Genomic DNA, 25,955 nt, shown 5'->3' on the forward strand with positions numbered 1-25,955 from the left:
CACCTCATGACCTGGACCAACAAGATCACCTGGAGCGAGGGCTTGTTCTTGCGCCCGCAACTGTTTCAACAGACGGAGCGCTATCTGGAAAGCTTTTCGCATCGGCGCAGCACGCCGCTATCGCCCTTCTTCTGGGGCTTCAGCCAGGTTCAAATCGACCACGACTCGCTCGCCCTTGGCAAGCTGGTTCTGACCAGCGCCGCGGGCGTCTTCCCCGATGGCACACCATTCGAGTTTCCTGGCCAGAACCCTCCGCCTGCGCCGCTCACTCTGCGACCGGAACACCAGGACCAGGTCATCTACCTGGCCGTTCCGATCCGCGCGGCCAACAGTGAGGAAACCACGTTCGAGGACGCGCCGGAATCGCTCGCGCGTTTCAGCGTCTTCGATCTGGAACTGCGCGACTCCAACTCTGTCGGCCAAGGTCCCAAGCCCGTGCAACTCTCACGCCTGCGCCTGCGGCTGGTCCACGCGAACGAGCTCGCCGATGGCTGGATTGGCCTGCCAGTTGGCAAGATGACCAGCCTGCGATCGGATGGCTGCGCCACTCTGGACGAGAAGCTGATACCTCCGGTCAATGTCTACGGTGCCAGCCCTCTGCTGACTCAATGGCTGACTCAATTGCACGGCACCACCAAGCTGCGTGCCGACGCCCTGGCGGTGCGCCTGGTGGGTAGCGACGGCAAGGCCGCCGAAGCGGCAGAAGTCAGCGACTACCTGCTGCTGCAAATCGTCAACCGTCACGAGGCATTGCTCCAGCACTTGCTCACGGTGCGGGAAACGTCGCCTCAGCATGCCTACCAATTGCTCAGTGCCTTTGCTGCCGAACTGGCCACCTATGTGCGCACCCGAACCCGGCGCCCTGCACCATGTCCAGACTATCAACATCTGGACCCTTACTTGAGTTTTCGCGAACTGGTCAGTCAGGTGCAGGCCCTGCTCAACGAAATCCTGATCCGCAGCGCGCAGAGCATTCCCTTGGAAGCGCGGGCCCACGGCCTGAGCGTCGCGAGTGTCGACCCGGCAGCCCTGAGTGAATTCACGAGCCTGGTGCTGGCGGTCTCCGCGCAACTGCCCGTCGATCAGTTGGCCCGGCAGTTTCCCGCGCAGGCCAAGTTCGGCCCCTCCGACCGCCTGCCCGAACAAGTGCGTCTGCACCTGCCGGGCATTGCGCTCACTTCTTTGCCGGTACCACCTCGGCAGATTCCTTTCAACGCCGGCTTTGTGTATTTTCTGGTCGAGTCGCGCGGACCGCTCTGGGAACACATGGCGCAGCACGGCGGCATCGGACTGCACATCGCCGGCGAGCTACCCGGCTTGCGGCTGGAGCTTTGGGGAGTGCGATGAAAGAGATATCTACAGTGACACGTACAGTCGCAGTCCGCAGCCCGGCCATGCCCACGTTGTTGGGCGTGCCGGCCTTGGAGTTCAAACGGCTTCAGGGTCAGGAAAGTCTTGGCAACCTGTTCAGCTACAACATCGAACTTCAGACCCCCGACAATTCGCTTCTCACGGAAGTCGTCACCGCCAATCTTCCCGTCAAGGTCCTGGTGGGCAAGGAGTTCTCGGTGAGCATCGAGATCGACGACGGCGGCATTCGCGAGATCAATGGCCTGGTCACGCGTGCGCGTTTCGTGCGCGCGGAGAACCGCCGCTCCATCTACGAAGTCGTCATCGAACCCTGGCTGACGCTGGCCACCCGGACCAGCGACTTCAAGATATTCCAGAACAAGACACCGTTGGAAATCATTCAGGAAGTGCTGGCCGACTACAGCTTCCCCACTGAAGTCCGCGTCAGTCATACCTATCCGAACCGTGTCTTCCAGGTGCAGTACGGCGAGACCGATTTCGCCTTCATCAGCCGGTTGATGGAAGAGTGGGGCATCTACTATTTCTTTGCGCACGACGGAGGTGTTCACAGGCTCGTGCTGGTGGACGACGCCGGTGCCCACACGCCTTTCCATTGGGTTGCTTATCAGGTCGTCAACTTCTACGGTGAAGGCGCCAAGCTCGACGAGGAATACTGCTATCGCTTCGACGTGGCAGACACTTTGGCGCCGGGCCAGTGGGTCATCGACGACTTCGACTTCACCCAGCCCAACGCGACGCTGCGGCAGATCAGCAGGATGCCCCGCGACACGGGCAACAACAAGCAGGAGATGTATCAATGGCCGGGCGGCTATGCAGATCCGGCCGAAGGGGAACGTCTCGCACGCATCCGCATGCAAGAGGCCGGCTCGCTAGGCAAGCGAGCCTCCGGCGAGGGCAACCTGCGCGCCATGGTGCCGGGCTTCACCTTCAGCCTCCACAACCATCCGCAGGAAACGAGCAACCGCGACTGGCTCATCATCGGCGCCAGCTTGCTGCTGCATGAGTCGTCGCATGCAGCTGAAGGCGACGACCGCTACGAATGCCACACCGAGTTCCAGGTGCAGCCGGCCAACGACACCTATCGCAGCCCGCAGCGCCATCCCGTCCCGCGCACCGCTGGCCCACAAACCGCCGTCGTTACCGGGCCGCCGGGAAAAGAGATCTGGACCAATGAATACGGCCAGGTGAAAGTCAGCTTTCACTGGAATCGCTATTGCTCCAAGGACGAGAATTCGTCCTGCTGGGTTCGCGTCTCCAGCCCCTCGGCGGGCAACGGCTTCGGTGGCGTTTCCATTCCGCGCATCGGCCAGGAAGTCGTCGTCGATTTCGAGAACGGCCTGCCTCACCTGCCGATGATCACCGGTCGCGTCTTCAACAAGATGAACATGCCACCCTGGTCGTTGCCCGACAACATGACCCAGTCGGGCCTCCTCAGTTGCAGCACGCCCGACGGTTCACCCTCCAACGCGATGCGCTTCGAGGACCAGAAGGGCCAGGAGGAACTATGGACGTATGCCAAGAAAGACGAACGGAACGAAATCGTAAACGACCAAGACAGGTGGGTGGGCAATGATCGGCGCACGACCATTGATCGCGACGATAGGAAAGAAATCAAACGGGACGAAATCAAGAATGTGCGCAACAACCGGAACGTGACCGTTGACAAGGACCAAATCACGAAAGTGGGTCAGAACCGGAGCGTGATCGTTGATCACGACGAAACCAAGGAGGTGCGCAAAAACCGGAGCGTGACCGTTGACGGCGACCAGACCAGACGCGTCAAACGTAACAGCAGCGAGACCGTCGACCAAGACCGGTCCAGGACTGTTCAGGGCACGGAATCCATCACAGTCCGGGGCGCAGCCTCCGGTACCTTCGGCCAAAATTATGCCGTGAATGTCGGCCAAAGCTATGCCATGGATGTCGGCCAAAGCTATGCCATGGATGTCGGCCAAGACGCTGCGTTTACGATCACCGGCAACGCCAGCACGACGGTGTACAAAAACCAGACGATAACTGTCTTAGGGAATTGGTCGTGCAGCAGCAACACAATCCGCCTTATATCCGGTCGCACCAGTATCGTCGTGAGCCCCGGCTTGATCGAGATCAACGCCGACACAATCCGCATCAACGGCCGGAATCTGACGGAAGTCAACACCGGGCAGTTCGATGTCAATCCACCGAGGTGAACCGCCCGGCCATCGATTGGCTCTGTCGTCGGCCGCGGGGTTGACGGGCGACGAATTGCTTCAGGCTCGCGGCGGCTGCGGCCAGGGCCGTTGAGGTTGGCGGATCAGCTCGAACGCCCGCGAGACCTGCAGCACGCCCAGGTCGTCGAAGCGCTGCCCGGCGATCTGCAGGCCGATCGGCAGGCCGTCCTTGCCGTAACCGCAGTTGATCGACGCCGCCGGCTGCTCCGACATGTTGTACGGCACCGTGAAGCCGATGTGCTCCAGCGGCCGCAACGGGTCGTTCGTCGGCGAAGGCATTTCCGCGCCGGCCGGCAGGTTGGGAGAAGTGGGCGAGATCACGTAGTCGTACTTCGCACAGGCCGCCACCGTCGCGACGCGTGTTGCGTGGAACTGGCTGAAGGCGCGGAACACATGCTCGCCGCTGAAGCCTTCCGCGCTTTCCGCCCATTGGCGGATATAGGGCAGGACCCTGGCCCGCTGCCCAGGCTTCAACGCATTCATGTCGACCAGTGAACGCATGCGCCACAGATGGTCCATGCCGTCGAGCATCGCTTGCGACATGAACGGCTGCATGGGCTCGACGATCGCGCCGGCGCTTTCGAAGAGGCGCGCTGCCTGCTCGACGGCCGCCTGGATCTCCGGATCGACCGCGAGACCACAGCCGGCGTCCACCAGCAGACCGATACGAAGGCCGCGCAAGTGATCGGCGCCCACATCGAATGACGACCACGCGATGTCCTGCGCGGGCAGGCTCATGCTGTCGCGGGCATCGGGCTGCGCGAGCGTCTGCATCATCAGCGCCGCATCACCCACGGTGCGCGTCATCGGGCCCGCGGCGCGCCCCATGTAGGGTGGATCGATGGGAATGCGGCCCAGGCTCGGCTTGAGGGTGAAGATGCCACACCAGCCGGCCGGCAGGCGCAGCGAGCCGCCGATGTCGGTGCCGATGTGCAGCGGGCCGTAGCCTGCGGCTGCCGCGGCTCCGGCGCCGGCGCTGGAGCCACCGGGGGTCTTCGACAAGTCCCAGGGGTTGCGCGCCAGTCGGTGGAAGCTCGACAGCCCCGAAGACAACATCCCGTAGTCGGGCATCGTCGTCTTGCTGACGATGACCGCGCCGGCCTCCTTCAGCCGTGCCGCCGGCGGGGCATCGACCGCGGCGGGCCGCAGCTCGACGGCGGCGGTGCCGGCCGGCATCGGATCGCCTCGGGTCGCGATGTTTTCCTTGATGGTCGTGGGCACCCCATCCAGCGGGCCGAGGGGCTCGCTGCGCCGCCACCGCGCTTCGGACGCGCGGGCCTGCTCGAGCGCGGCGTCGGGGCGTAGCAGCCAGGTGGCCTGCAGATGGGGCTCCCAGCGCTCGATGTGGTCGAGCACGGACTGCGTGACTTCGACCGGCGAAACGCTCCCTGCGCGATACGCGGTGATCAGCTCCCGCGCGGACAGGTCGTGCAGCGCGTTGCTCACGACCACGACAGCGCGGACAGGTCGTTGACGAAAATCGGCATCTCTTTCCAGAGGCCCTTGACGTTCTTCTTCGCAATGACCGGGAACTGAGGCTGGAACAGAAATGCGTTGGCCGCGTCATTGGCCAGCACCTTTTGTGCTTCGCCGAGGAGCTTGTTGCGCTCGGCGGCATTGCCCGTCGACTTGATCTTGTCGTACAGCGCGTTGAATTCCTTTGACTGGTAGCCCCAGTAGTAGTCCGACTTGGCGTAGTTGCCGAGGTCGAAGGGCTCGACGTGCGAGACGATGCTGAGGTCGTACTCCTTGTTGCCATAGGTGCCGCTGAGCCACTGCGCCCATTCGACGTTCTGGATCTTCACGTTGATGCCGATCTTGGCCAGTTGGGCCGCGATCACCTCGCCGCCCTGGCGGGCGTAGGGCGGCGGAGGCAGCGTCATCGTGAGTTCGAGCGGCGTCTTGACGCCGGCCTCGGCCAGCAGCTGCTTGGCCTTCTCGATGTTGAACGGGTTGACGCCGGTGGTGTCGACGTAGCCCGCGGCGCCCGGCACGTAGTGGCTGCCGATCGGCACGCCGAAACCGTCGGCCGCGCCCTCGATCACGGCCTTGCGGTCGATGGCCATGGAAATCGCCTTCCGGACGCGGGGATCGTCCAGCGGCTTCCGCTTGTTGTTGATGGCCAGGATGGTCTTGGCGCGCGAGCCGCCCAGGATCACCTGGAACTGCGGGTTGTTCTTGAACTGCGGCACCACGCGCGTCGCGACGCGCGGGAAGGCATCGACGTCGCCGGCCAGCAGCGAGGCGGCCTGCGCGGCCGGATCGGAAATGAATCGGAAAGTGACCTTGTTCAGCTTCGCCGCGCCCGGGCTGCGGAAGCCGTCCCACTTGCTCAGCACCAGCGAGCTGCCCTTGTTCCAGCTGTCGAGCTTGTAGGGCCCCGTGCCGATGGGCTTGGTGGCGTTGTTGTCGGCGCTCTTGGGCTCGACGATGACGGCGGTGGCCTGGCCCAGCAGGAAGGGCAGGTCGGGGTCGATTTCCTTGTTGATCAGCACCACCGTGTAGTCGTCGACCACCTGGGTGCTGATGTTGGCGAAGGTGCGCTTGTCCTTGTTGGTGCTCTTCTCGCCGCCGGCGCGGTCGAACGAGAACTTGACGGTCTGTGCGTTGAAGGGCTCGCCGTTCTGGAACTTGACGCCGCGCCGCAGCTTGAAGGTGTAGGTGCGCAGGTCGGGCGAGACTTCCCAGCTTTCGGCCAGGAGTGGCGAGACGCTGCCGTCTGCGTTGATCTTGGTGAGGGTCTCCAGGATGTTGTACTGGACGATCTCGGCAATGGCGGATGCGGCGCCGGCGGTCGGGTCCAGCCCCGGGGGTTCCAGCGTCATCCCCAGCACCATCGAATCCTTGCGCCCCTGCGCGAGTGCGGCCTGCGGCAGCGCGAGCGGCACGGTGGCGAGTGCGGCGGTGGTCAGGAGGGTGCGGCGATTCAACATGGTCAAGGCTCCAGGGAAAAGCTGAGGGAGTGGAAATACAACGTTACATCATCGCGAGCTGCCGCCTGCGCGGCAAGCATTTGCTCATGACGCGGCCACCGGTTCGGCGCGTGGAACGGCCGCCAGCAGCGCCTGGGTGTAGGGGTGCTCCGCATGCGCGAAGAGCTGCTGCGGCGCACCGTGTTCGACCACCAGGCCACGATGCAGCACGCAGACTTCGTCGCACAGATGGTTCACCACCGCGAGGTCATGGCTGATGAGCAGGTAGCTGATGCCGAACTGCTGCTGCAAGTCCTGCATCAGGTTGAGCACCTGGGCCTGCACCGAGACGTCGAGCGCGCTCACCGGCTCGTCGGCCACGATGAGCTTCGGACGCGTGATCAGCGCGCGCGCGATCGCGATGCGTTGCCGCTGCCCGCCGGAGAACTCGTGCGGGTACTTGTGGCGGTCGCTCGCGCGCAGTCCCACGGCGGCCAATGATTCGCCAGCGCGCTCGCGCTGTTCGACACGGCTGGTTTCGGCGAGCGCTTCGAGCGGCTCGGCGACGATGCGTGCCACGGTCTGGCGCGGGTCGAGCGAGCCGTAGGGGTCCTGGAACACCATCTGCACATCACGTCGTGCCGCGCGGAGCTGGTCCTTGGGCAGTGCGTGGAGATCGCGGCCGAGCAGCTTCACGCTGCCCGAGGTCGGCCGATCGAGCGCCATCACAAGTCGCGCGATCGTCGACTTGCCCGAGCCCGATTCGCCCACGATGCCCAGGCTCTGACCAGGCCGGATGCTGAAGCTCACGCCGTTGAGCGCGTTCACCGTCGGCGGCGGTCCGAAGAGGCGCTCGCGCGGGAGGGTGTAGTGGCGCACGAGGTCGGTGACTTCGAGCAGCGCGGCGGATTGGGGATCGAGATCGAAGTGGTCGGTCATGCGGCAAGTCCTTCGTCAGCGGCAATCTCGTCGAGACGGATGCAGCGCACCCGATGTTCGTGCGGCAGCAGGACCGGCGGCGGGCGCGTCGAGAGGCAGGCGTCGACCGTGTAGCCGCAGCGTCCCGCGAACGGGCAGCCGGCAGGCAAGTCGACCAGTTCGGGCACGCTGCCCCTGATCGTCGCGAGCTTCACGCCACGCGGTGCGCCGAGGGCGGGGCGAGCCGCGAACAGGCCTTGCGTGTACGGATGGGCACGTTCGGCGAAGACTGCGGCCGTCGGCCCGCTTTCGACCACGCTGCCGCCGTACATCACGAGCATCTTCGATACGCTCTGCGCGATCACGCCGAGGTCGTGCGAAATCAGGATCAGCGCCATGCCGCGTTCGGCGACCAGCCCGCGGATGAGTTCGAGGATCTGCTTCTGGATCGTGACGTCGAGGGCGGTCGTCGGTTCGTCCGCGATCAGCAGATCGGGCCCGCAGGCTAGCGCCATCGCGATGCCGATGCGCTGGCGCTGCCCGCCCGAGAACTGATGCGGATAGGCATCGAGACGCGATGCGGCGTCGGGGATGCCCACGCGTTCGAGGAGCGCGAGCGCTTCCTTGCGGGCATCGGCTTTCGACAGGCCGCGGTGCAGCCGAAGCGGCTCGCCGACCTGCCGCGCGATGGTGTGGACCGGATTCAGCGCCGTCATCGGCTCCTGGAAGATCATGCCGATGCGGTTGCCGCGCAACTCGCACATGTCGTGTTCCGGCAGGCCGACCAATTCGGTGCCGTCGAAGCGGATGCTGCCGGTGATACGGGCGCTGGAAGGCAGCAGCCCCATCAGCGACTGGACCGTGATCGACTTGCCGCAGCCGGACTCGCCGACGATGCCGAGCGTTTCGCCGCGCTCCAGCGTGAAGTCGATGCCGCGCACCGCCTCGGCCGGACCGCGTTGCGTCTGCAACTGCACGTGGAGATCGTTGACTTCGAGAAGAGGCATGTCGGATTCAGCGAGCGCGGGCGAGGCGCGGGTCGAGCAGGTCGCGAAGGCCGTCACCGAGAAGGTTGAGACCGAGCACCGCCAGGGCGATCGCCATGCCAGGGAACACGGCGAGCAGGGGCGCCTGGAACATCATGGTCTGCGCTTCGCTCAGCATGCGGCCCCACGAGGGCTGCGGCGGTTGTGTGCCGAGGCCGAGGTAGGAGAGGGCGGCTTCCGCAAGGATCGCAACAGCAAAGCGAATGGTGATCTGAACGATCAGCACCGCCGAGATGTTCGGCAGCACATGCTGCATCGTGATGGCGAACGACCCCTTGCCGCAGGCGCGCGCGGCCGCGATGTATTCGCGCGACCAGATCGCATTGGCCGATGCGCGCGTGATGCGCGCGAAGGTCGGGATGTTGTAGATGCCGATGGCGATGATGGCGTTGACGATGCCCGCGCCGAACACGGCCGTCATCATGATGGCCGACAGGATCGCCGGGAACGCCATCGAGAAGTCGGTGAAGCGCATGATCGCTTCCTCGACCCATCCCCGCCTGGCCGCTGCAAGCAGGCCGAGCGCAGTTCCGGCCGTGAGACCGATGCCCACAGCGATCACCCCGACCAGAATGGATGCGCGCGCGCCGACCAGCAACAGCGATGCCACATCGCGCCCGAAGGTGTCCGTGCCCAGCCAATGTGCAGCGCTGGGCCGCTGCAGCTTGCTGGCCAGGTCCATCTCGTAGGGCGACCAGGGCGTCCAGACCAGCGAGACCGCCGCAGCCAGCAGCAGCAGCAACGTGAGAGCCGCGCCGATCGCGAAGCTGCGGTGATGCAGCGCACGCCGCCAGAAGCCCGGCACATTGAAGGCAGCTGCGCTCGGCACAGAGGGGATCGCGCTCATATATCAGATGCTTTTATCCGGGGGTCGATTACGGCATAGAGCACGTCGACGACGAAATTGACGACGACGACCATGGCCGCCAGCAGCATCACGCAGTTGCGCACCACGATCAGGTCGCGGTTGCTGATGGCCTGGAAGATCAGCCGGCCGAGGCCAGGCAGGTAGAACACGTTCTCGACCACGATGGTGCCGGCCAGCAGTTCGGAGAACTGCATGCCCATCACCGTGATGACCGGAATCAGCGCATTGCGCAGTACATGGCGCCAGAGCACCGCGCGCTGCGACACGCCCTTTGCGCGCGCGGTGCGGACGAAGTCCTCGCGCATCACCTCGAGCACCGCGGAGCGCGTGATGCGCGCGAGGATCGCCGCCTGTACCACCGCGAGTGATATCGCTGGCAGCAGCAGAGCCTTCAGACCCTGGAGGATGCCTTCGTCCCACCCCTCGAAGCCGCCGGCCGAGAACCATTGCAGTTGCACGGAGAACACGAGGATGAGGAGGATCGCGAACCAGAAGTTGGGGATGGCAATGCCCACCTGCGTCAGGCCCATCAGGCCGACGTCGCCGAGCTTGTTGTGTCGAGCCGCGGCAGTCACGCCGACCACCAGCGCCAGCACGGTCGTGAAAGTCATCGCGAGGAGCGCCAGCGGAACGGTCAGCGCGAGCCGTTCGAGGATGAGATCGAGCACCGGCGAGCTGTAGGCATAGCTGTCGCCGAGTTCGCCCGTCAGGAGGCCGCCGATCCAGTGCCAGTAGCGGGTCCATGCCGGCTGGTCGAGTCCGAGCTTGGCGGCGAGGGCGGCGACGGCGTCGGGCGACGCGTCAGGGCCCATGAGCATCTGCGCGGCGTTGCCGGGCAGGATCTCGAGCACGAGAAAGACAATGACGGAGGCGCCGATCAGGGTGGCGATCAGCGTCACGAGGCGCTTGAAAAGAAACAGGCTCATGGGGCGGGGCGCAGCATAACCCGATTGACGCAACGACCATGCCCGTGCACGTCTGCCCCACGTTTGGCGCTTGCCGTTCTCACGGCCTCCGTGGGGCCTTCGACCGCCTTGGGGCGGGCCGCCGGCGGCCGATCGATAATGCGTGCATGGCCCTCATGATCACCGACGAATGCATCAACTGCGATGTGTGCGAGCCGGAGTGCCCGAACGACGCGATCTACATGGGCGTGGAGATCTACGAGATCGATCCGCACAAGTGCACCGAATGCGTTGGTCACTTCGACGAGCCGCAGTGCGTTCAGGTGTGCCCGGTCGCCTGTATCCCGACCAACCCTGAGCATGTGGAATCGCGCGAGACGCTCTGGCAGAAGTTCGAGCGGCTCGCAGCCGCGAAACAGGCTGAACAGGGCAGCGCGGCAGGCAGCATGCCGCCGCCTGCCGCGGCATCCGCTTCCTAGCTCTTCTTCGCGGACTTGGAGGCCTTCTTCGTCGGCGGTGATGTCGGGGCTTGCCCGCTCACGTAGACGGGGTCCTTGCCCTTCTTGGACTTCTGCGCGCCGCTTTTGCCTTGGCGCGATGGCTTCGCTGCGGCCGGTTTTGCCTGGTTGTCGATCAATGAAGCCTGCCTGCGTGCACTGGTGGATTCCAGGCGCAGGCGGTCTCGTTCCATGCGGTCGGCCGCAGCCTGGGCATCGCGCGTGGTCTGGTCGGCAGCGCGCTTCTGATCGGTATCTCGCGTGTCTTCGACACTCAGCGGCTTGCCGCCCTGGCACGGTTGGTCGGTATACGTGTTGCCGCAACGCCAGGTTCCATTGACGCCGTCCGCTGCAATGGCGGACCATTGAAGGCACGCCCCTGCCAGAAAAACGGCGCTCCGTCTGGCGATTCGTTGGTGTGACAGTTTCATTTTTTTCGCTCCCTTTCTTCTCTCTCTTCCGCTAGCCCGCGGCGGGTCCGCCCCCGCCCTCGGGCTCGCGCCTCGGGGGTTTGGGGCGCGGCGGCTTGCTCGTGTGAATGAGCAGCGTCGCCTTGTCCATCTCGCCGGCCACCAGCGCCGGGAAAGCATGCAGCGTGCGGACGATCGCATCGTCGATCGCCTCGCGTTGTTCCTTGAGCGGCTTCTTCAGCACCCAGTTGACGACCTCCGATTTCACGCCGGGGTGGCCGATGCCCATTCGCAGGCGCCAATAGTCGGCTGTGCCAAGTTGGGCGTGGATGTCGCGCAAACCGTTGTGGCCGGCATGGCTCCCGCCGAGCTTCAGCTTGGCCTGGCCGGGAACCACATCGAGTTCATCGTGGGCCACCAGGATCTCGTTCGGCTCAATCTTGAAGAACCGCGCCAACGCCGCGACCGACTTGCCTGAGAGGTTCATGAAGGTTTGCGGCTCGAGCAGCCACAGCGGCTTCCCGCCGACCTGCGTGCGCGCCACGAGACCGTGATAGGAGCGCTCAGGCAATAGGGTGAGCTTCAGATCGCGCGCGAGCGCGTCGATCCACCAGAAGCCTGCGTTGTGCCGCGTGGCTTCGTACTCCGGGCCTGGATTGCCCAAGCCTACGAACAACTTGATCATGACTGAATGATATTGCTGGAGGAGTTGCTCGCCCCCAGGCTGTCCGTACTTCGTGTCGGTACGCCAACCCCCTGCCGGGCGCGGCGGCCCCCAAAAACAAAACGGCCCGCGTGGTGCGGGCCGTTCTGGGCGGGCGAAGCTGATTACTTCTTCTTCGCGGGGGCCTTGGCATCAGCCTTGGCGGCTGCGGGGGCAGCACCTTCGGCGGGAGCGCCTTCGGCACCGGCTGCGGGCTCGTCCGCGACCAGCGGGGGCACTGCCGACACGACCACGGGGTTGACCTTGCCATGGCTCACGAACTTCACGCCCTTCGGCAGCTTGATGTCGTTGACGTGGACGGTGGCGTTTTTCGTCAGGCCGGAAAGGTCGACTTCGATGAACTCGGGGAGGTCGGCCGGCAGGCAGCTGATTTCGAGTTCGGTCATGACGTGGTTCACGAGGTTGTGGTCGAGCTTGACGGCCACGGACTCTTCTTCACCCTTGAAGTGCAGCGGCACCTTGACCGTCATGCGGGTGCGGGCGTCGACGCGTTGAAAGTCAATGTGCTGCACGAGCTGGCGGAAGGGATGGTATTGCACGTCACGGAGCAGCACCTTGGTGGTGTTGCCGGCGAGTTCCATTTCGAGGATGGACGAGTGGAAGGCTTCCTTCTTGAGGGCGTGCCACAGCGCGTTGTGATCGATCTCGATCAATTGAGGCTGGGTTTCACCACCGTAGACGATGCCAGGCGTCTTGCCCGAGATGCGGAGACGGCGGCTCGCACCCGTGCCCTGCTTTGCGCGCTCAAAAGCGACGAATTTCATAACTGACTCCTGTGGAAGTCGACCGCGACCAGTGCGACTCCGGTTTCAAAATGGGCCTCCCGAAGGAAGCCCGGCTTTTTGCTCGTCAGGTCATCCTCAGAAGAGGTTTTCCTGGTCCGAGAACAAACTCATGACTGACTCGCCCTTGGCAATGCGCTGGATCGTCTCGGCGATCAGCGGTGCTACGGAGAGTTGGCGGATCTTTCCGCAGCCCGTCGCGCCATCGGAGAGGGGGATCGTGTTGGTCACGACGACTTCGTCAAGCGCCGTGCCCTGGGCAATCCGCTCGATGGCGGGGCCTGAGAAGATCGGGTGCGTGCAATAGGCGTACACCTTCTTGGCGCCGCGTTCCTTCAGCACTTCGGCTGCTTTGACCAGCGTGCCGGCCGTGTCGATCATGTCGTCCATGATCACGCAGTTGCGGCCGTCGATCTCGCCGATGACGTGCATGACCTCGCTCACGTTGGCTCGCGGACGGCGCTTGTCGATGATCGCGAGGTCGCAGTTAAGTTGTTTCGCCAGCGCTCGGGCGCGAACCACGCCACCGACGTCGGGCGAGACCACGATCAGGTCTTCGTAGTTCTTCTGGCGCAGATCGCCCAGCAGCACCGGCGATGCATAGATGTTGTCCACCGGAATGTCGAAGAAGCCCTGGATCTGGTCGGCGTGCAGGTCCATCGTCAAGACGCGGGCCACACCCACGGTTTCGAGAAGGTTGGCCACGACCTTGGCGGAGATCGGCACACGGCTCGAGCGAGGCCGGCGATCCTGGCGCGCATAGCCGAAATAGGGAATCACCGCACTGATGCGCTCGGCCGAAGCACGCTTGAGCGCGTCGACCATGATGAGCAGTTCCATCAGGTTCTCGTTGGTTGGCGCGCAGGTGGATTGCACGACAAACACATCGCGTGCTCGAACGTTCTGGTTGATCTCGACGGTGACTTCGCCGTCCGAGAAACGACCGACCCGGGCCGCACCGAGCGAAGTGCCCAGGTGCTGCGAAATTTCCGCGGCAAGGCCAGGATTGGCGTTGCCGGTGAAAACCATGAAATCAGGGTGATGAGCAGCCTGCATGAGCGTCCCGGCAAAGTGCATCCGGCAATGCGAAATGGCTCTTGAAGGAGCCGCCAAAAATCTCGTGAAAGAAGATTTGGCAGGGGAGAAAGGATTCGAACCTTTGCATGCTGGAATCAAAATCCAGTGCCTTAACCAGCTTGGCGACTCCCCTACACGGGTCGATGACCAACGTCATCAACCGATATATGTCGCATCAGACCGCAGAGCGTTCTGATTATCTAGACCGCCCAGCCCGCAAGGGGATGAACGGCCAAGTTGCTGCACTTGCGAACTTGCCAGCCCTGAGGCGCTTCGGCTAGTTCCGCTTCATGCGGCATTGTCGCAAACACCGAGCTTCCTGAACCGGTCATGCGGCCCTCTAGTCCTTGGCAACCGAGCCATTCGATGGCTTCAGCAACCGCGGGACAAAGCCGCTGCGCAACCGGCTGCAGGTCGTTATGACCGAAGTCAAAGCGGAAATCTGAAACTCCCGCTTCGCTGTGTGCAGCAAAGCCCGAGATTATAGCAGCGGGAGTTGTGCGTTGGAGGTCCGGCGCTGCAAAAATCAGTCGGGTATCCAATCCGGCCGGTGGCTTCACGACGGCGAAGCGGCCTGCGCGCAGCGCGATCGGGGTGATTTGATCGCCGATTCCCTCGACCCAGGCGTTCCGTCCTCGCAGAAAGAATGGGACATCCGCGCCAACCCGGAGCCCGATCTCCTCGAGTTTCGAAAGTGGCAGATTCAAAGCCCAGAGCCGATTCAACGCCAGCAGGCACGTCGCCGCGTCAGAGGAGCCGCCACCCATCCCCGCCTGTGTCGGTACGTGCTTGGCAAGCCCGATGTGGGCGCCCTGACTCGTCTGCGCGAAGGCTTGCAGCGTCTTGGCGGCGCGTACGGTCAGGTCGTCGGCTGGCAATTCTGTCGTGAGGTCTTCGCGGGTGATGATTCCGTCGTCCCGTCGTTCGATGTGCAGCGTGTCGCACCAGTCGATCAACATGAACACCGACTGGAGCAGGTGGTACCCGTCCGCACGCCGGCCCGTAATGTGCAGGAACAGGTTGAGCTTGGCCGGGGCCGGAAGATCGTAGAGCGCTTTCATGCGCGTTCGAACACGATGCGAAGGTCGGCACGAGGTTCGGGCGACTCGCGGGTCGCTTGCAGCCGTCCGGTGCCGACCTGGGAGAGATCCGGGCGCCATCCCGGTACGCGCTCGTCCCGACCGGCCAGCCACGCAAACAATGCGCCGACGGGTATGGCGGCGCCCGTCGCGGCCTCGATCAGCGCATCGACGGAATCGAAACGCCGCGTCTCCCTGCCGTTCCTCAGCAATGCTTCCCCCGGCGCCCAGTGAAGTTGGGCGAGCGTGCTGCCGATAGGACTCGTCAGCGTGAGGTCGCCTGCCTGCGGTGCACCGCGGAGCTCGAACAGCGCTGAAAAGGTTTGCGCAGGTTGGCTGTCGACCCTCAACGAAAGACGCCCGCTCCACGCTTCGACGACGGGTCTGTCGTACGGTTTTGCCGAACCGCCTGGACTCGCACAACCTGCAACCAGCAACACGCCGGCACAGCCGGCCGCCAGCCACAATCGTCGATTCAAAGTTTCACGCGCAGGCGCTTGAGCGTTTCCTGCAGCGTCTCATTGTCTGCATCGGCCAGGGACGCTTCCTTCCAGATGGTCAACGCGCGATCGCGTTGACCCGTGGCCCACAAGACCTCGCCCAGATGCGCGCCGATCTCGGGATCGGGCCGGCGCTTGTACGCGTCTTCCAGGATGCGCATGGCCTCGCCTGTGTTGCCGAGCCGATATTCGACCCATCCCAGGCTGTCCGCGATGAACGGGTCGTCCGGCGCCAGTTGCACCGCCTTCTGGATCAAGGTGCGCGCCTCTTCCAGCCGCACCTTGCGATCGGCGAACGAGTAGCCGAGTGCGTTGTAGGCGTTCTGGTTGTCGGGCTTGAGCTCGATCAGGCGGCGCAACAGGCGCTCCATTTCGTCCAGCCGATTGAGCTTCTCCGCGACCATGGCCTGGTCGTAGATCAGGTCCGTATCGGTGGGAGCAGCCGCACTGGCCTGCGCCAGCATGTCGAAGGCCGCCTGATACTGCTTCGCGTCGCGCAGAAGCTGGACTTCGGCCAGGAACTTCTGCTTCTTCTCGTCCGCCGTCCGCTCGGGCAGGCTGCGGACGAGTTCACGCGCCTGCGGCAGCTTGCCTTGGCGGGCAAGGAGAGCCGCCCGGCGCACTTGCGCGCCGACCAAGTCATCGGTGTTGTCGATGCGTGCCAACCAGCTGTCTGCGCCGGCGTAGTCCTTGCGCCGTTCCGACAACTGGGACATCAGCAGATAAGCCTGCGTCAACCCGCGCTCCTGCGCATCCGGATCGCGCTGCGAACTGGCCAGCGACATGTACCGCCTGAGCGATGCTTCGGCAGCCGCGTCCTGCCGGGCCTGCACCTGAAGGCTTCCGAGCAACAGCCAGGGTTCGGGCAGTTCGGGGCGGGCCGCCGTGAGTGCAGCGAGTTCGGCGGACGCATCCGCGTAGCGACGCCCTTCCACCAGCACCCGCGCATAGGCCATGCGCATCTCCGGCTGTACCTTCGGTCCCGCCAGGTAGCGTTTGACGATGACCTCCGCCTGGGGTTGGCTGGGATCCATCAATTCAAGCGCCAGCAACGCCGGGCCATCGGACGATGGGTCCAGCTCCTGGCCCTTGATGGCGGCGTCGAGCGCCCCCGCGGTATCGCCCGCCGCGAGCCGAAGCCGACCCACGGTGCCCCAAGCGGCCCCCCCGGTTGCGGGACTCTTGAGTTCATCGGCCAGCGCCTGCTCGACGACCGAAGCCGCGAGCTTCTTGTCGGTCGCCCTGCCGTAGTTGCGCGCGATCACGGCCATCAAGAAAGGTCGCTCGACCTGCGGCGTCGCCGCCACTTCGGCGCGGAGGAGTTCGGCGGTTTCGCCGATGCGGTTCATCGCGATCAGGATCTGCAGCTCGAAGCGCCGCGCCTCTCGCGAGCCGGGCACGCTCTCTTTCCAAGCGCGGGCAGCCGCCAGCGCCGCGTCGCCGGAGCGCGACTGGAGCGCTATCTCGACGGCTCGCTGGAACAGTCTGCCGTCGCGCGAGCGCCGGGCGGCGTCCAGAACGATTCCGTAACCGGCGCCGGGGTCGCCCTCGCGCACCGTGAGCTCACCCATGAGAACCTCATAGAAGAGCTCGGCCGTCATCGCGGAGGGCTCCGCCGGGGATTTGTCTGCGTCTGCAGACGCAGCCGGCGATACTACTGGCCCGCCAGGTTCAACCAGGGGTGCAGGACTCGTGGGGGCTGCGGGAGCGGGCGGTTCAGTCTGCGCCTGGGCGGCAAGCCCCGTCAGAGCCACGAACGCGGCCGCCGCAAGGCGGGATCGGCGGAGCGGAAAGGTCATCAGACCATAATAATCCAAGCCTTTTGCACGATGGTCGCGTGGGGCTACGACGCCGACGTGTTTTTCGTGTCAGCCTTCTCTCATGCCCGAACTCCCCGAAGTCGAAGTCACTCGCCGCGGATTTGCCGACCGGATTGCCGGTGCCCGCATCGACGCGGTTCGATTGGGCAAGCCGCTGCGGTGGGCGCTCGCCGTCGAGCCAGGCGCGCTCGTGGGGCGAACGGTCCGGACGGTTCGGCGTCGCGGCAAATACCTCCTGGTGGACCTCGATGCCGGCTTGTTGCTGATGCACCTGGGCATGTCGGGCAGCCTGCGCTTCGATGCAGCACTGCCTGCGCCGGCTGCGCACGACCACTTCGACCTGGTTACCAGCCGTGGCACGCTGCGCCTGAATGATCCCCGCCGCTTCGGCGCAGTGGTCTACGTCGAGGACGAGGCATCGCCGCTGGCCATCAAGCTGCTTGGCGGCCTGGGCATGGAACCCCTCGGGGATGCGTTCGATCTCGACACCTTCCACGCCGGCCTGCGGCGGCGCTCTGCCCCGATCAAGCAGGTCCTGCTTGCCGGCGACGTGGTGGTTGGCGTCGGCAACATCTACGCCTCGGAAGCGCTGTTTCTCGCGGGAATTCGGCCGACGCTGTCCGCTTCCCGCATCAGCCGGCCGCGCGCGGCGCGTCTACACGCGGCCGTGCGCGATATCCTGGCGCGGGCCGTCGAACGCGGAGGAAGCACCCTGCGCGATTTCTCGAATGTCGACGGGCAAAGCGGCTATTTCCAGTTGGAGGCTGCGGTCTACGGTCGCGGAGGCGAGCCCTGTAGAGTGTGCGCAACACCCATTCGGCAGATGCGCCAGGGGCAACGATCCACGTATTTCTGCCCTAATTGCCAAAAGTACTGAAACCCATCAGGCGAATGACGACGCAAAGCCATGCCGATGCTATATTTTGTAAGTCGCTCTTACATCTAGCCCATTGACCGCCTCTTTCAACCAGCAGTTCGACCAGCATGGTGCTTGGCGGCGCAACTTTGCGCATCGGCTCAAGTGGCTTTCGCGCTGGCTGGATGAGAACGAGCTACTGAACCAGAGCGTCGCCGAGCGCTTGCGGGACGTGGAGTCGCAACTGCGTACCAGCAAGGTCATGGTGGCCTTCGTCGCGGAGTTCTCGCGCGGCAAGTCCGAACTGATCAACGCGATCTTCTTTGCCGGCTATGGGCGCCGCATCATGCCGGCAAGCGCAGGGCGCACGACGATGTGTCCGACGGAACTGGGCTACGACCCCGCCTATCCCCCCAGCCTGCGCCTGCTCCCGATCGAAACGCGGCTGGAACCCCATTCGCTCGCACATTGGCGCGACGAACCGGAGCGCTGGACCGAAATCGAAATCGACGTGGAGAACGCCGAGCAGCTGTCACTGGCGATGAGCAAGGTCGCCGAAGTGCGGTGGGTGCCCAAAGACGATGCCCGGGCGCTGGGTTTTTGGAGCGACGATGCACCGGACGACAACCCGGTGCCCGATTCCGACGGGCGCGTCGAGATTCCTCGCTGGCGCCACGCGGTCTTGAACATGCCGCACCCTCTGCTCGAGCAGGGCCTGGTGATTCTCGACACGCCCGGCCTCAACGCGATCGGTGCCGAGCCTGAACTCACAGTGAGCCTGATCCCCCAGGCCCACGCCGTGGTGTTCATCCTCGGGGCGGACACCGGCGTGACGCGGTCCGACCTTTCCATTTGGCGTGAGCACCTGATTACCGAGGGTGACGTCAGCGAAACCCGCATCGTCGTCCTGAACAAGATCGACACGATGTGGGACATCCTCAGCACGCCCGCGCAGGTCGACGCGCAGATCCAGCGCCAGCGCAAGGGCGCAGCGGACCTGCTCGGCGTGCCGCTGTCGCAGGTATTGCCGGTCTCGGCGCAGAAAGGCTTGCAGGCCAAGATCCGTCGCGACGTTCCCCTCCTGCAGGCGAGCCGCCTTCCGGCGCTGGAAGCCGTTCTCGGCGAGGGCCTCCTGGGCAAGCGCGAGACGATGCTTCGCCTGGCCGTGGATGCCGGCATCGCATCGCTGCGGACCGAGGCGGCACGCATTCTCAACGTGCGGCAGCGCGACCTGTCCGAGCAGGCGCTGGAACTGCAAGGCCTGCGTGGCAAGAATGGGTCCGTGATCCGCCACATGCGATCGCGCATCGAGCAGGAGCAGACCGAGTTCGAAGGCAGCAACACCCGCATCCTCGCCTTGCGGTCGGTGCAGGGCAAGCTGTTGCGCGAGGTGTACGCGGTGCTGGGCAGCACGGCGCTCAAGGCGGACATGGGGCGCCTTGCCGCAGCCCTGAAGCGCCGCGGCATCAAGTTCAACGTGCGCAAGGTGTACGGCGAAACCTTCGACTCGCTGCGCAACAATCTGCGCGAGGTCCAGGCGACCACCGCCGAGATCCAGTCGATGCTGCATGCGACGTTCCGGCAACTCAATGCGGAGCACGGCTTCACCTTGCAGGCGCCGGCCGAGCCCGATCTGTCGGACTTCGAACAGCAACTGACGCAGATCGAGCGCAGCCACGTCCACTACCTCGGGGTCGGCAATCTGCTCAAGTTGGCGCAGCCCGATTTCTGCGACAAGCTGGTGCGCGCGCTGGCGAGCCGGCTACGTGTGGTCAACGAGGCGGCCATGACCGAGGTCGAGCGCTGGAGCAAGGGTGCGGGTGCCCAGCTCGATGCGCAGCTCAAGGAACGGCGCAGGACCTTCACGAAGCGTATCGAGGCCGTCGAGCGCATTCAGGGCGCCGCGGGCAACCTCGACGAACGCCTGGCGGAACTCTCCGCGCAGGAAGGAAATCTTGCCGAACTGCACAGGCGCCTGGACGAACTCACCTCCGTGCTCGCCGGCAACGAAGCACCGAATGCCCCCACTGCGCGCAGCGAACTCAGTGCGGCCTGAGCCGCTTGCCCGGTTCGGGTCACTGCCTGCGACCGCCCATCCCTTCTGATCTTGAGCGCTCAGATTTCAAACCGCGAGGGACTCGGGGCCGCTCAGGCATTGGCGCCGGTATTCGCCGAGCGGGTTGTCGGATGGCAGCGCAGCCACGGACGCAGCGAGCTACCGTGGCAGAACACGCAGGACCCCTATCGGGTCTGGCTGTCGGAAGTCATGCTCCAGCAGACCCAGGTCTCGACCGTGCTGGGCTATTTCGCGCGATTTCTCGAGCGCTTCCCCACCGTGCTGGACCTTGCTGCAGGTACCGAGGACGAGGTCTTCGCACTCTGGAGCGGCCTGGGCTACTACAGCCGTGCGCGAAACATGCACCGATGCGCGCAGGAAATCGCGGCGCGCTTTGGCGGTGCGTTTCCGCGTACGGCGGCTGAACTCCAGACCTTGCCTGGCATCGGCCGCTCCACCGCCGCTGCGGTTGCAGCATTCTGCTTCGGTGAGCGCGTCGCGATTCTCGACGGCAACGTAAAGCGGGTGCTGACGCGCGTGCTCGGCTTCGACGGCGATCTCTCTTCTGCCGCGCAGGAGCGAATCTTGTGGAACGGGGCGACTGAACTGTTGCCGCCCGCGACGCAGCGCAAGGCGATCGCGCGCTACACGCAAGGGCTGATGGACTTGGGCGCGACCGTCTGCCTGCCGCGGAAGCCCAGCTGCATCATCTGCCCGGTGAACGACGTGTGCGTCGCGCGGCAAGAGGGCCCGCCCGAAAAGTACCCCGTCAAGACGCGCAAGCTGCGCCGCAGCGCCCATTCCCTATGGATGCTGCTGGCGAGCGATACCAAAGGCCACGTTTGGCTGGAAAAGCGCCCATCCCGCGGCATTTGGGCGGGTCTCTACTGCCTACCCGTGTTCGAGACACGGGCAGCTTTGATCGAGGCACTGGCGACCGAAGATCGCGAGACCGCGCGCGACGAATCTGCCTTTCTCCACGTGCTGACGCACAAGGATCTCCATCTGCATCCGGTGTCGGTTGTCTCTCGAGCCGAGCGCCCTGCCGGCGAAGCCGGACGCTGGTACAGCGCCGAGGAATGGCCTGCGCTGGGCCTGCCCGCGCCCGTCCGCAAGTTGCTGGCCAACGGCGGCTGAAACTCCGGTTACGCGGCGCGTCACGCCCCGTCGAGTTCCCGATGGCGCTTGAGAGCCGCCCACTGCGCCCCGAAGCCGCGCGCCAATTGCTCCACCAGGAAGACCGAGCGATGCTGGCCTCCGGTACAACCGATCGCCACGGTCACGTAGCTGCGATGATCCCGTGCGAGCGCGTCGAGCCAGCGTCCGAGAAACTGTTCGATGTCGCCGTACATGCGGGCGACGTCATCGTGTTCTCGCAGCCACTCGATCACGGGAACGTCGCGGCCGGTCAACGGACGCAACGCCGGAACATAGTGCGGGTTGGGCAGCATCCGCACGTCGAACACATAGTCCGCGTCCAGCGGCACGCCGCGCTTGAACGCGAAGGATTCGAAGACCAGCGTGAGAGCGCTTTCCGGCGCCGAGATCAGGGCCTTCACGTAGCTCTGCAACTGCGACGGACGAATGATGCTGGTGTCGATGACATCCGCGCCATCGCGCAGATCCGCAAGCAGTTCGCGCTCGAGCTCGATGGCCTGGACGAGCACGCGTTGCTGTTCGGGCGCATCGGTGCGGCCTTCGTGGCGCGACAAGGGATGGCGACGCCGCGTCTCCGAAAATCGGCGTACCAGGGCATCGGTCGTGGAGTCGAGAAAGAGCGACCGCAATGAAACGCCTTCATGCCGCAGGCCCTCGAGTTGTTGCGGCACCAGCGGCAGGGAGACGCCGCTTCGCACATCCATCGCAATGGCAACGCGCTTGGCGTTCTGCTGCTGTTGCAGGGCGACGAAGGGTGCAAGAAGTTCAGGCGGCAGATTGTCGACGCAGTAATAGCCGGCATCTTCGAGCGCATGAAGCGCCACGGATTTGCCGGAGCCCGACATGCCGGTGATCAGCACCAGCTCCAGACTCATGAGGAGGTCTCCGGTGTCTTCGTGCCGAGCATTTCGCGCGCGTGCGCCAGCGATGTCGCGGACACGCGTTCGCCGCCCAGCATGCGTGCGATTTCCTGGGCCCGCGCTTCGCCGTCGAGCACCGACACACCGCTTTCCGTTCGAGGCCCCTCCTGGCCCTTGACGCTCGTCTGCCGCTTGGCGACCACGAGATGGTGATCCGCGCAGGCGGCAACCTGCGGCAGGTGCGTGACCGCCAGCACTTGCCGGTCGCGGCCGAGCTGCTTCATGAGGCGTCCCACGGTCTCGGCCACTGCGCCGCCGACGCCTGCATCGACCTCGTCGAAGATCAGCGTCTGCGCTGCACCGAGCTCACTGGTCGTGACCGCGATGGCCAATGCGATGCGCGAGAGCTCACCGCCGGACGCGACCTTGCCGATCGAGCGCGGCGTGCTTCCCGCATGGCCGCTGACCAGGAAGGCGATGTCTTCGAGACCGGAACGACAGGGCTGCGCCAAGGGCTGGAGTTCGACTTCGAACCGGCCGCCTTTCATCCCGAGTTCCTGCATGGCCTGCGTTACAGCAAGGGCGAGCCGTGGCGCGGCCTGCTTGCGTGCCTTGCTCAGGGCCTTCGCTTCCTTGAGGTAGGCCTGCCGCGTCGAATTTTCGGCACGCTCCAGCGCATCCAGATCGCTCTGGGCGTCGAGCGCCTGGAGCTCGGCCTGCCAGCCCGAGAGCAGGGTGGGCAGTTCGGCAGGAGGGCGTCGGTACCGGCGGGCAAGGGACATCCAGAGCCCCATGCGCTCGTCGAGTTCGGCGAGCTTTTCCGGATCGGTGTCGGCCTGGCGCAGGTAGCTGTGCAGCGAATGCGCGGCATCGGAGGCTTGCGCCACGCTCGACGCCAGCACCTCGCCGAGCGCCTTGAATTCGGGTTCGATGTGTTCGCAGTTCTGCAGCAGCGTGACCGCACGACTCAGCGCGGCCAGCGCACCGCTGTCGTCGTCCTCGAGTGCGCTGGATGCGCCTTCGGCCGCGTCGATGAGCGCCTGGGCGTTGGAGATGCGCGTGTGGCTCGCGGACAGTTCGTCCCACTCGTCTGCCCCGGGCGCCAGCTTCATCACTTCGGCGACCTGCCATTGAAGGCGCTCCCGCTCGCGCTGCAGCGAGTCCTGCGCGGAGCGTGCGTTCTCCAGGGCGGAGATTGCTTGCCGCCAAGCCTGCCAGCTGATGTCGAGCGAGGTCGTGCTGACGCCCGCATAGGCGTCGAGGAGCCCACGCACGGCATCGGGCCGCGTGAGGCTCTGCCAGGCGTGCTGGCCGTGAATATCCAGCAGGCGGTCGCCGACTTCTCGCAACTGCGTTGCGGTTGCCGGACTGCCGTTGATCCAGCCGCGACTGCGCCCCTGGAGGTCGACGGTACGGCGCAGGAGCAGGGCATCGCCCGCCTCGAAGCCGCCGTCGTCAAGCCAGCCGGTGAGCGAAGGATCGGCGTCGAACTCGGCGCTCACGTCCAGGCGCTCCGCGCCTTCGCGCACCGCGCCGGCGTCCGCGCGGTTGCCGAGCGCCAACTGCAGCGCGTCGATCAGGATGGATTTGCCCGCCCCCGTTTCGCCGGTCAGGACGGTGAAGCCCGTGGAAAGATCGAGCTCCAGGGAGCGCACGATCACGAAATCGCGCAAGGCGATGCGGCGCAATGCCATGTCAGGAACCTCCTTCGTTCCAATGCAGTTTCTTGCGCAGGGTGTCGAAATAGCTCCAGCCCTTGGGATGCAGGAAGCGGGCGCGGTATTCCGACCGACGCACCACGACCCGGTCGCCGATCGCCAGGGAAGCCAGGGATTGCATGTCGAAGCTGGCGCTGGCGTCGCGTCCGCCCACGAGTTCGATCGAGACTTCGTCTTCGTCCGGCAGGAGGATCGGGCGGTTGGAGAGGGTGTGGGGTGCGATTGGCACCATTACCCAGCCAGGCACCGCAGGGTGCAACAACGGCCCGCCGGCCGAGAGTGCATAGGCCGTCGAACCGGTGGCGGAAGCGATGATCATGCCGTCCGCGCGCTGGTTGGCCACGAAATGGCGGCCAACCGTGACGCGCAGCTCCACCATGCCGGAAGTCGCGCCCCGATTGACCACCACGTCGTTGAGGGCCAGCGCGTCGAAGACGCAGGCGCCATCGCGCATCACCTGGGCGTGCATCAGGCTGCGGTGGTCTTCCTCGTACTCTCCGGCCAGCATGGGGATCAGCGTCGCCTGGTAGTTGTCCAGCGATATGTCGGTGATGAAGCCCAGGCGGCCCCGGTTGATGCCGATCAGCGGAACACCATACGGCGCGAGCTGCCGACTGATGCCGAGCATGGTGCCGTCGCCCCCGACGACGAGCGCGAGATCGCACTCCTCACCGATTTCCTCGACCGTCAGGGCAGGATAGGGGCCCACCTCGACATCGTCAGACTGAGACTGTTCGACGAATACCTTGCAGCCTTGTGCTTCGAGGAAGGCGCCGATGCCTCCCATGACGTCGTCCAGCGCACCACATTGCGCCCGGGCACCGGAGGCCTGGTATTTACCTATGAGCGCGACGTGCCGAAAGCGGGAGGTCATCTACAAATTACAACATTAAAATTGCCGGATGCTGGACGACCGCGCCAAGTTGCTGCTAAAGACCCTCGTCGAGCGCTATATCGCCGAAGGGCAACCCGTTGGCTCGCGCACCTTGTCCCGTGCATCGGGGCTGGACCTCTCGCCAGCGACCATCCGCAACGTGATGTCCGACCTCGAGGGCCTGGGCCTCATCGCAAGCCCGCACACGTCTGCGGGGCGCATTCCGACCGCACGCGGCTATCGGCTTTTCGTCGACACCATGCTGACCGCGCAGCGCGAACAGTTTTCCACCCCGAGCCTTGCGCCCGACCAACCGCAGAAGGTGATCGCCAACGCCGCGAACCTGTTGTCGAACTTGTCGCAGTTCGTGGGTGTCGTGATGGCGCCGCGCCGCGCGTCGGTGTTCCGGCAGATCGAATTCCTGCGGCTGTCCGACCGGCGCCTGCTCGTGATCATCGTGGCGCCCGATGGCGATGTGCAGAACCGGGTCATCTTTCCCGAAGCCGACTATTCGCAGTCGCAACTCGTCGAGGCGTCGAACTACATCAACGCCCACTATGCAGGCCTGTCGATCGAGCAGGTACGGGATCGTCTCCAGTCGGAGGTCGAGCAACTGCGCAGCGAGATCGCGGCGCTGATGCAGGCGGCAGTCCAGGTCAGTTCCGAGGTGATGACCGAGGCGCAGGACGAAGTGGTGATCGCAGGCGAGCGCAACCTGCTGGCCGTGACCGATTTTTCGAGCGATATGAGCCACCTTCGACGCGCGTTCGAACTCTTCGAACAGAAGGCCCAACTCATGCGCCTGCTCGACGTATCGAGCCAGGCGGAGGGCGTGCGCATCTTCATCGGCGGTGAAAGCCAGGTGGTGCCCTTCGACGACCTGTCGATCGTGAGCGCGAACTACGAGGTCGACGGACAGGTGGTCGGAACCCTCGGCGTCATAGGTCCGACGCGCATGCCGTACGAACGGATGATCCAGATCGTCGACATCACGTCGAAGCTGGTCACCAACGCGTTGAGCCATCGGAAGTAGGGCGCGGCGCAGGCCCACTAGAATCCTTGGCGCGTGGGCCGTTAGCTCAGTTGGTTAGAGCAGCGGACTCATAATCCGTTGGTCGCTGGTTCAAGCCCAGCACGGCCTACCACGAACGCTTCAGAGAGAGGCCGATTCCACTGCCGCGAAAGCGTGGCAGGAGGAATGACTGCCACGCACCATGTTGCTGCCATGGGTTTCTCGAACCCCATCGCCTTCTTGGTGATCACGCCGGTGCCGCGACATTCCCCAGACCCAGACCCAGACCCAGACCCAGACCC

23 protein-coding genes and 2 tRNA genes are annotated in these 25,955 nt (G+C 64.7%); 8 read left to right on the forward strand and 17 right to left on the reverse strand.

Features of this window, described 5'->3' with window-relative positions:
- Nucleotides 1-6 precede the first annotated feature (6 nt).
- A complete protein-coding gene (gene tssK / locus AC1D3B_RS10770; protein WP_478190646.1) occupies nt 7-1,347 on the forward strand; it encodes a type VI secretion system baseplate subunit TssK in 1,341 nt (446 codons plus the stop codon).
- A 47-nt stretch (nt 1,348-1,394) separates the two neighbouring features.
- A complete protein-coding gene (locus tag AC1D3B_RS10775; protein ID WP_478190647.1) occupies nt 1,395-3,560 on the forward strand; it encodes a type VI secretion system Vgr family protein in 2,166 nt (721 codons plus the stop codon).
- Between the two features lie 60 nt (nt 3,561-3,620).
- Here AC1D3B_RS10775 and AC1D3B_RS10780 read toward each other — a convergent pair whose 3' ends face one another.
- From AC1D3B_RS10780 to AC1D3B_RS10805, 6 genes are all read right to left on the reverse strand, one after another.
- Nucleotides 3,621-5,027, reverse strand: coding sequence for an amidase (locus tag AC1D3B_RS10780; RefSeq protein ID WP_478190648.1), 1,407 nt, complete (start codon nt 5,025-5,027; stop codon nt 3,621-3,623).
- Nucleotides 5,024-6,514: an ABC transporter substrate-binding protein gene (locus AC1D3B_RS10785; protein ID WP_478190649.1), complete on the reverse strand. Its 1,491-nt coding sequence runs from the start codon at nt 6,512-6,514 to the stop codon at nt 5,024-5,026. Before AC1D3B_RS10785 ends, AC1D3B_RS10780 begins: the two co-directional genes overlap by 4 nt.
- A gap of 84 nt (nt 6,515-6,598) precedes the next feature.
- Entirely contained in the window at nt 6,599-7,432 is an 834-nt protein-coding gene (locus AC1D3B_RS10790) for an ATP-binding cassette domain-containing protein (protein WP_478190650.1), read from the reverse strand.
- Nucleotides 7,429-8,418: an ABC transporter ATP-binding protein gene (locus AC1D3B_RS10795; RefSeq protein WP_478190651.1), complete on the reverse strand. Its 990-nt coding sequence runs from the start codon at nt 8,416-8,418 to the stop codon at nt 7,429-7,431. The genes AC1D3B_RS10790 and AC1D3B_RS10795 overlap by 4 nt, the downstream gene beginning before the upstream one ends.
- Nucleotides 8,419-8,425: 7 nt before the next feature.
- Nucleotides 8,426-9,304 carry an ABC transporter permease gene (locus tag AC1D3B_RS10800; RefSeq protein WP_478190652.1) on the reverse strand — a complete coding sequence of 293 codons (879 nt, stop codon included), beginning with the start codon at nt 9,302-9,304 and terminating at the stop codon, nt 8,426-8,428.
- Nucleotides 9,301-10,251 carry an ABC transporter permease gene (locus AC1D3B_RS10805; protein ID WP_478190653.1) on the reverse strand — a complete coding sequence of 317 codons (951 nt, stop codon included), beginning with the start codon at nt 10,249-10,251 and terminating at the stop codon, nt 9,301-9,303. The genes AC1D3B_RS10800 and AC1D3B_RS10805 overlap by 4 nt, the downstream gene beginning before the upstream one ends.
- A 146-nt stretch (nt 10,252-10,397) precedes the next feature.
- Here AC1D3B_RS10805 and AC1D3B_RS10810 point away from each other — a divergent pair, with 146 nt between their 5' ends.
- Nucleotides 10,398-10,709 carry a YfhL family 4Fe-4S dicluster ferredoxin gene (locus AC1D3B_RS10810; RefSeq protein ID WP_478190654.1) on the forward strand — a complete coding sequence of 104 codons (312 nt, stop codon included), beginning with the start codon at nt 10,398-10,400 and terminating at the stop codon, nt 10,707-10,709.
- Here AC1D3B_RS10810 and AC1D3B_RS10815 read toward each other — a convergent pair.
- From AC1D3B_RS10815 to AC1D3B_RS10850, 8 genes are all read right to left on the reverse strand, one after another.
- Nucleotides 10,706-11,158 (reverse strand): hypothetical protein, encoded by a 453-nt coding sequence (locus AC1D3B_RS10815; RefSeq protein WP_478190655.1) that lies wholly within the window; start codon nt 11,156-11,158, stop codon nt 10,706-10,708. The two genes, AC1D3B_RS10810 and AC1D3B_RS10815, sit on opposite strands and share 4 nt — an antisense overlap.
- A 31-nt stretch (nt 11,159-11,189) precedes the next feature.
- On the reverse strand, nt 11,190-11,822 hold the full coding sequence (gene pth, locus AC1D3B_RS10820; protein WP_478190656.1) for an aminoacyl-tRNA hydrolase: 633 nt from the start codon (nt 11,820-11,822) through the stop codon (nt 11,190-11,192).
- 143 nt (nt 11,823-11,965) lie between these two features.
- Complete coding sequence (locus AC1D3B_RS10825) at nt 11,966-12,625, reverse strand: 50S ribosomal protein L25/general stress protein Ctc (RefSeq protein WP_478190657.1); 660 nt, start codon at nt 12,623-12,625, stop codon at nt 11,966-11,968.
- 96 nt (nt 12,626-12,721) lie between these two features.
- The gene (locus AC1D3B_RS10830) at nt 12,722-13,699 is read right to left on the reverse strand and encodes a ribose-phosphate pyrophosphokinase (protein ID WP_478190658.1); all 978 of its coding nucleotides are present in this window, start codon (nt 13,697-13,699) and stop codon (nt 12,722-12,724) included.
- A 77-nt stretch (nt 13,700-13,776) separates the two neighbouring features.
- Nucleotides 13,777-13,853 (reverse strand) — tRNA-Gln (locus AC1D3B_RS10835).
- A gap of 67 nt (nt 13,854-13,920) precedes the next feature.
- On the reverse strand, nt 13,921-14,781 hold the full coding sequence (ispE, locus tag AC1D3B_RS10840) for a 4-(cytidine 5'-diphospho)-2-C-methyl-D-erythritol kinase (protein ID WP_478190659.1): 861 nt from the start codon (nt 14,779-14,781) through the stop codon (nt 13,921-13,923).
- Nucleotides 14,778-15,239 carry a lipoprotein insertase outer membrane protein LolB gene (locus AC1D3B_RS10845; protein ID WP_478190677.1) on the reverse strand — a complete coding sequence of 154 codons (462 nt, stop codon included), beginning with the start codon at nt 15,237-15,239 and terminating at the stop codon, nt 14,778-14,780. Before AC1D3B_RS10845 ends, ispE begins: the two co-directional genes overlap by 4 nt.
- Nucleotides 15,240-15,274: 35 nt before the next feature.
- Complete coding sequence (locus AC1D3B_RS10850; RefSeq protein ID WP_478190660.1) at nt 15,275-17,098, reverse strand: tetratricopeptide repeat protein; 1,824 nt, start codon at nt 17,096-17,098, stop codon at nt 15,275-15,277.
- Nucleotides 17,099-17,180: 82 nt separating this feature from the next.
- Between AC1D3B_RS10850 and mutM the strand changes: the two genes are divergently transcribed.
- The 3 genes from mutM to mutY all read left to right on the forward strand — a co-directional run bounded on the left by mutM (nt 17,181) and on the right by mutY (nt 21,168).
- Nucleotides 17,181-17,996: a bifunctional DNA-formamidopyrimidine glycosylase/DNA-(apurinic or apyrimidinic site) lyase gene (gene mutM / locus AC1D3B_RS10855; protein WP_478190661.1), complete on the forward strand. Its 816-nt coding sequence runs from the start codon at nt 17,181-17,183 to the stop codon at nt 17,994-17,996.
- A gap of 73 nt (nt 17,997-18,069) precedes the next feature.
- Entirely contained in the window at nt 18,070-20,031 is a 1,962-nt protein-coding gene (locus tag AC1D3B_RS10860) for a dynamin family protein (RefSeq protein WP_478190662.1), read from the forward strand.
- A gap of 99 nt (nt 20,032-20,130) precedes the next feature.
- A complete protein-coding gene (gene mutY / locus AC1D3B_RS10865; RefSeq protein WP_478190663.1) occupies nt 20,131-21,168 on the forward strand; it encodes an A/G-specific adenine glycosylase in 1,038 nt (345 codons plus the stop codon).
- A gap of 20 nt (nt 21,169-21,188) precedes the next feature.
- On the opposite strand, the gene rapZ is transcribed toward mutY, so the two are convergent.
- Genes rapZ through AC1D3B_RS10880 form a run of 3 tightly spaced genes read right to left on the reverse strand, consistent with a single transcriptional unit; the run spans nt 21,189 to nt 24,641 of the window.
- Nucleotides 21,189-22,064 (reverse strand): RNase adapter RapZ, encoded by an 876-nt coding sequence (gene rapZ, locus AC1D3B_RS10870; RefSeq protein ID WP_478190664.1) that lies wholly within the window; start codon nt 22,062-22,064, stop codon nt 21,189-21,191.
- Nucleotides 22,061-23,743: a DNA repair protein RecN gene (recN, locus tag AC1D3B_RS10875; protein WP_478190665.1), complete on the reverse strand. Its 1,683-nt coding sequence runs from the start codon at nt 23,741-23,743 to the stop codon at nt 22,061-22,063. The genes rapZ and recN overlap by 4 nt, the downstream gene beginning before the upstream one ends.
- A 1-nt stretch (nt 23,744) precedes the next feature.
- Nucleotides 23,745-24,641, reverse strand: coding sequence for an NAD kinase (locus AC1D3B_RS10880; RefSeq protein WP_478190666.1), 897 nt, complete (start codon nt 24,639-24,641; stop codon nt 23,745-23,747).
- A 28-nt stretch (nt 24,642-24,669) separates the two neighbouring features.
- On the opposite strand from AC1D3B_RS10880, the gene hrcA reads away from it, so the two are divergent.
- Together hrcA and AC1D3B_RS10890 are read left to right on the forward strand one after the other, a co-directional pair.
- Nucleotides 24,670-25,674, forward strand: coding sequence for a heat-inducible transcriptional repressor HrcA (gene hrcA / locus AC1D3B_RS10885; protein ID WP_478190667.1), 1,005 nt, complete (start codon nt 24,670-24,672; stop codon nt 25,672-25,674).
- A 35-nt stretch (nt 25,675-25,709) separates the two neighbouring features.
- Nucleotides 25,710-25,786, forward strand: a tRNA-Ile gene (locus AC1D3B_RS10890).
- Nucleotides 25,787-25,955: the final 169 nt, after the last annotated feature.

This window comes from Variovorax sp. P5_A3 (genome assembly GCF_056400665.1).

Coding starts and splice junctions, on each gene's coding strand:
- AC1D3B_RS10785 (WP_478190649.1), bottom strand. CDS start 6,514: ATGTTGAATCGCCGCACCCTCCTGACCACCGCCGCACTCGCCACCGTG.
- tssK (WP_478190646.1), top strand. CDS start 7: ATGACCTGGACCAACAAGATCACCTGGAGCGAGGGCTTGTTCTTGCGC.
- AC1D3B_RS10880 (WP_478190666.1), bottom strand. CDS start 24,641: ATGACCTCCCGCTTTCGGCACGTCGCGCTCATAGGTAAATACCAGGCC.
- AC1D3B_RS10775 (WP_478190647.1), top strand. CDS start 1,395: ATGCCCACGTTGTTGGGCGTGCCGGCCTTGGAGTTCAAACGGCTTCAG.
- ispE (WP_478190659.1), bottom strand. CDS start 14,781: ATGAAAGCGCTCTACGATCTTCCGGCCCCGGCCAAGCTCAACCTGTTC.
- hrcA (WP_478190667.1), top strand. CDS start 24,670: ATGCTGGACGACCGCGCCAAGTTGCTGCTAAAGACCCTCGTCGAGCGC.
- AC1D3B_RS10825 (WP_478190657.1), bottom strand. CDS start 12,625: ATGAAATTCGTCGCTTTTGAGCGCGCAAAGCAGGGCACGGGTGCGAGC.
- AC1D3B_RS10815 (WP_478190655.1), bottom strand. CDS start 11,158: ATGAAACTGTCACACCAACGAATCGCCAGACGGAGCGCCGTTTTTCTG.
- AC1D3B_RS10795 (WP_478190651.1), bottom strand. CDS start 8,418: ATGCCTCTTCTCGAAGTCAACGATCTCCACGTGCAGTTGCAGACGCAA.
- AC1D3B_RS10790 (WP_478190650.1), bottom strand. CDS start 7,432: ATGACCGACCACTTCGATCTCGATCCCCAATCCGCCGCGCTGCTCGAA.
- AC1D3B_RS10800 (WP_478190652.1), bottom strand. CDS start 9,304: ATGAGCGCGATCCCCTCTGTGCCGAGCGCAGCTGCCTTCAATGTGCCG.
- rapZ (WP_478190664.1), bottom strand. CDS start 22,064: ATGAGTCTGGAGCTGGTGCTGATCACCGGCATGTCGGGCTCCGGCAAA.
- mutM (WP_478190661.1), top strand. CDS start 17,181: ATGCCCGAACTCCCCGAAGTCGAAGTCACTCGCCGCGGATTTGCCGAC.
- AC1D3B_RS10850 (WP_478190660.1), bottom strand. CDS start 17,098: ATGACCTTTCCGCTCCGCCGATCCCGCCTTGCGGCGGCCGCGTTCGTG.
- AC1D3B_RS10805 (WP_478190653.1), bottom strand. CDS start 10,251: ATGAGCCTGTTTCTTTTCAAGCGCCTCGTGACGCTGATCGCCACCCTG.
- recN (WP_478190665.1), bottom strand. CDS start 23,743: ATGGCATTGCGCCGCATCGCCTTGCGCGATTTCGTGATCGTGCGCTCC.
- pth (WP_478190656.1), bottom strand. CDS start 11,822: ATGATCAAGTTGTTCGTAGGCTTGGGCAATCCAGGCCCGGAGTACGAA.
- AC1D3B_RS10830 (WP_478190658.1), bottom strand. CDS start 13,699: ATGCAGGCTGCTCATCACCCTGATTTCATGGTTTTCACCGGCAACGCC.
- AC1D3B_RS10810 (WP_478190654.1), top strand. CDS start 10,398: ATGGCCCTCATGATCACCGACGAATGCATCAACTGCGATGTGTGCGAG.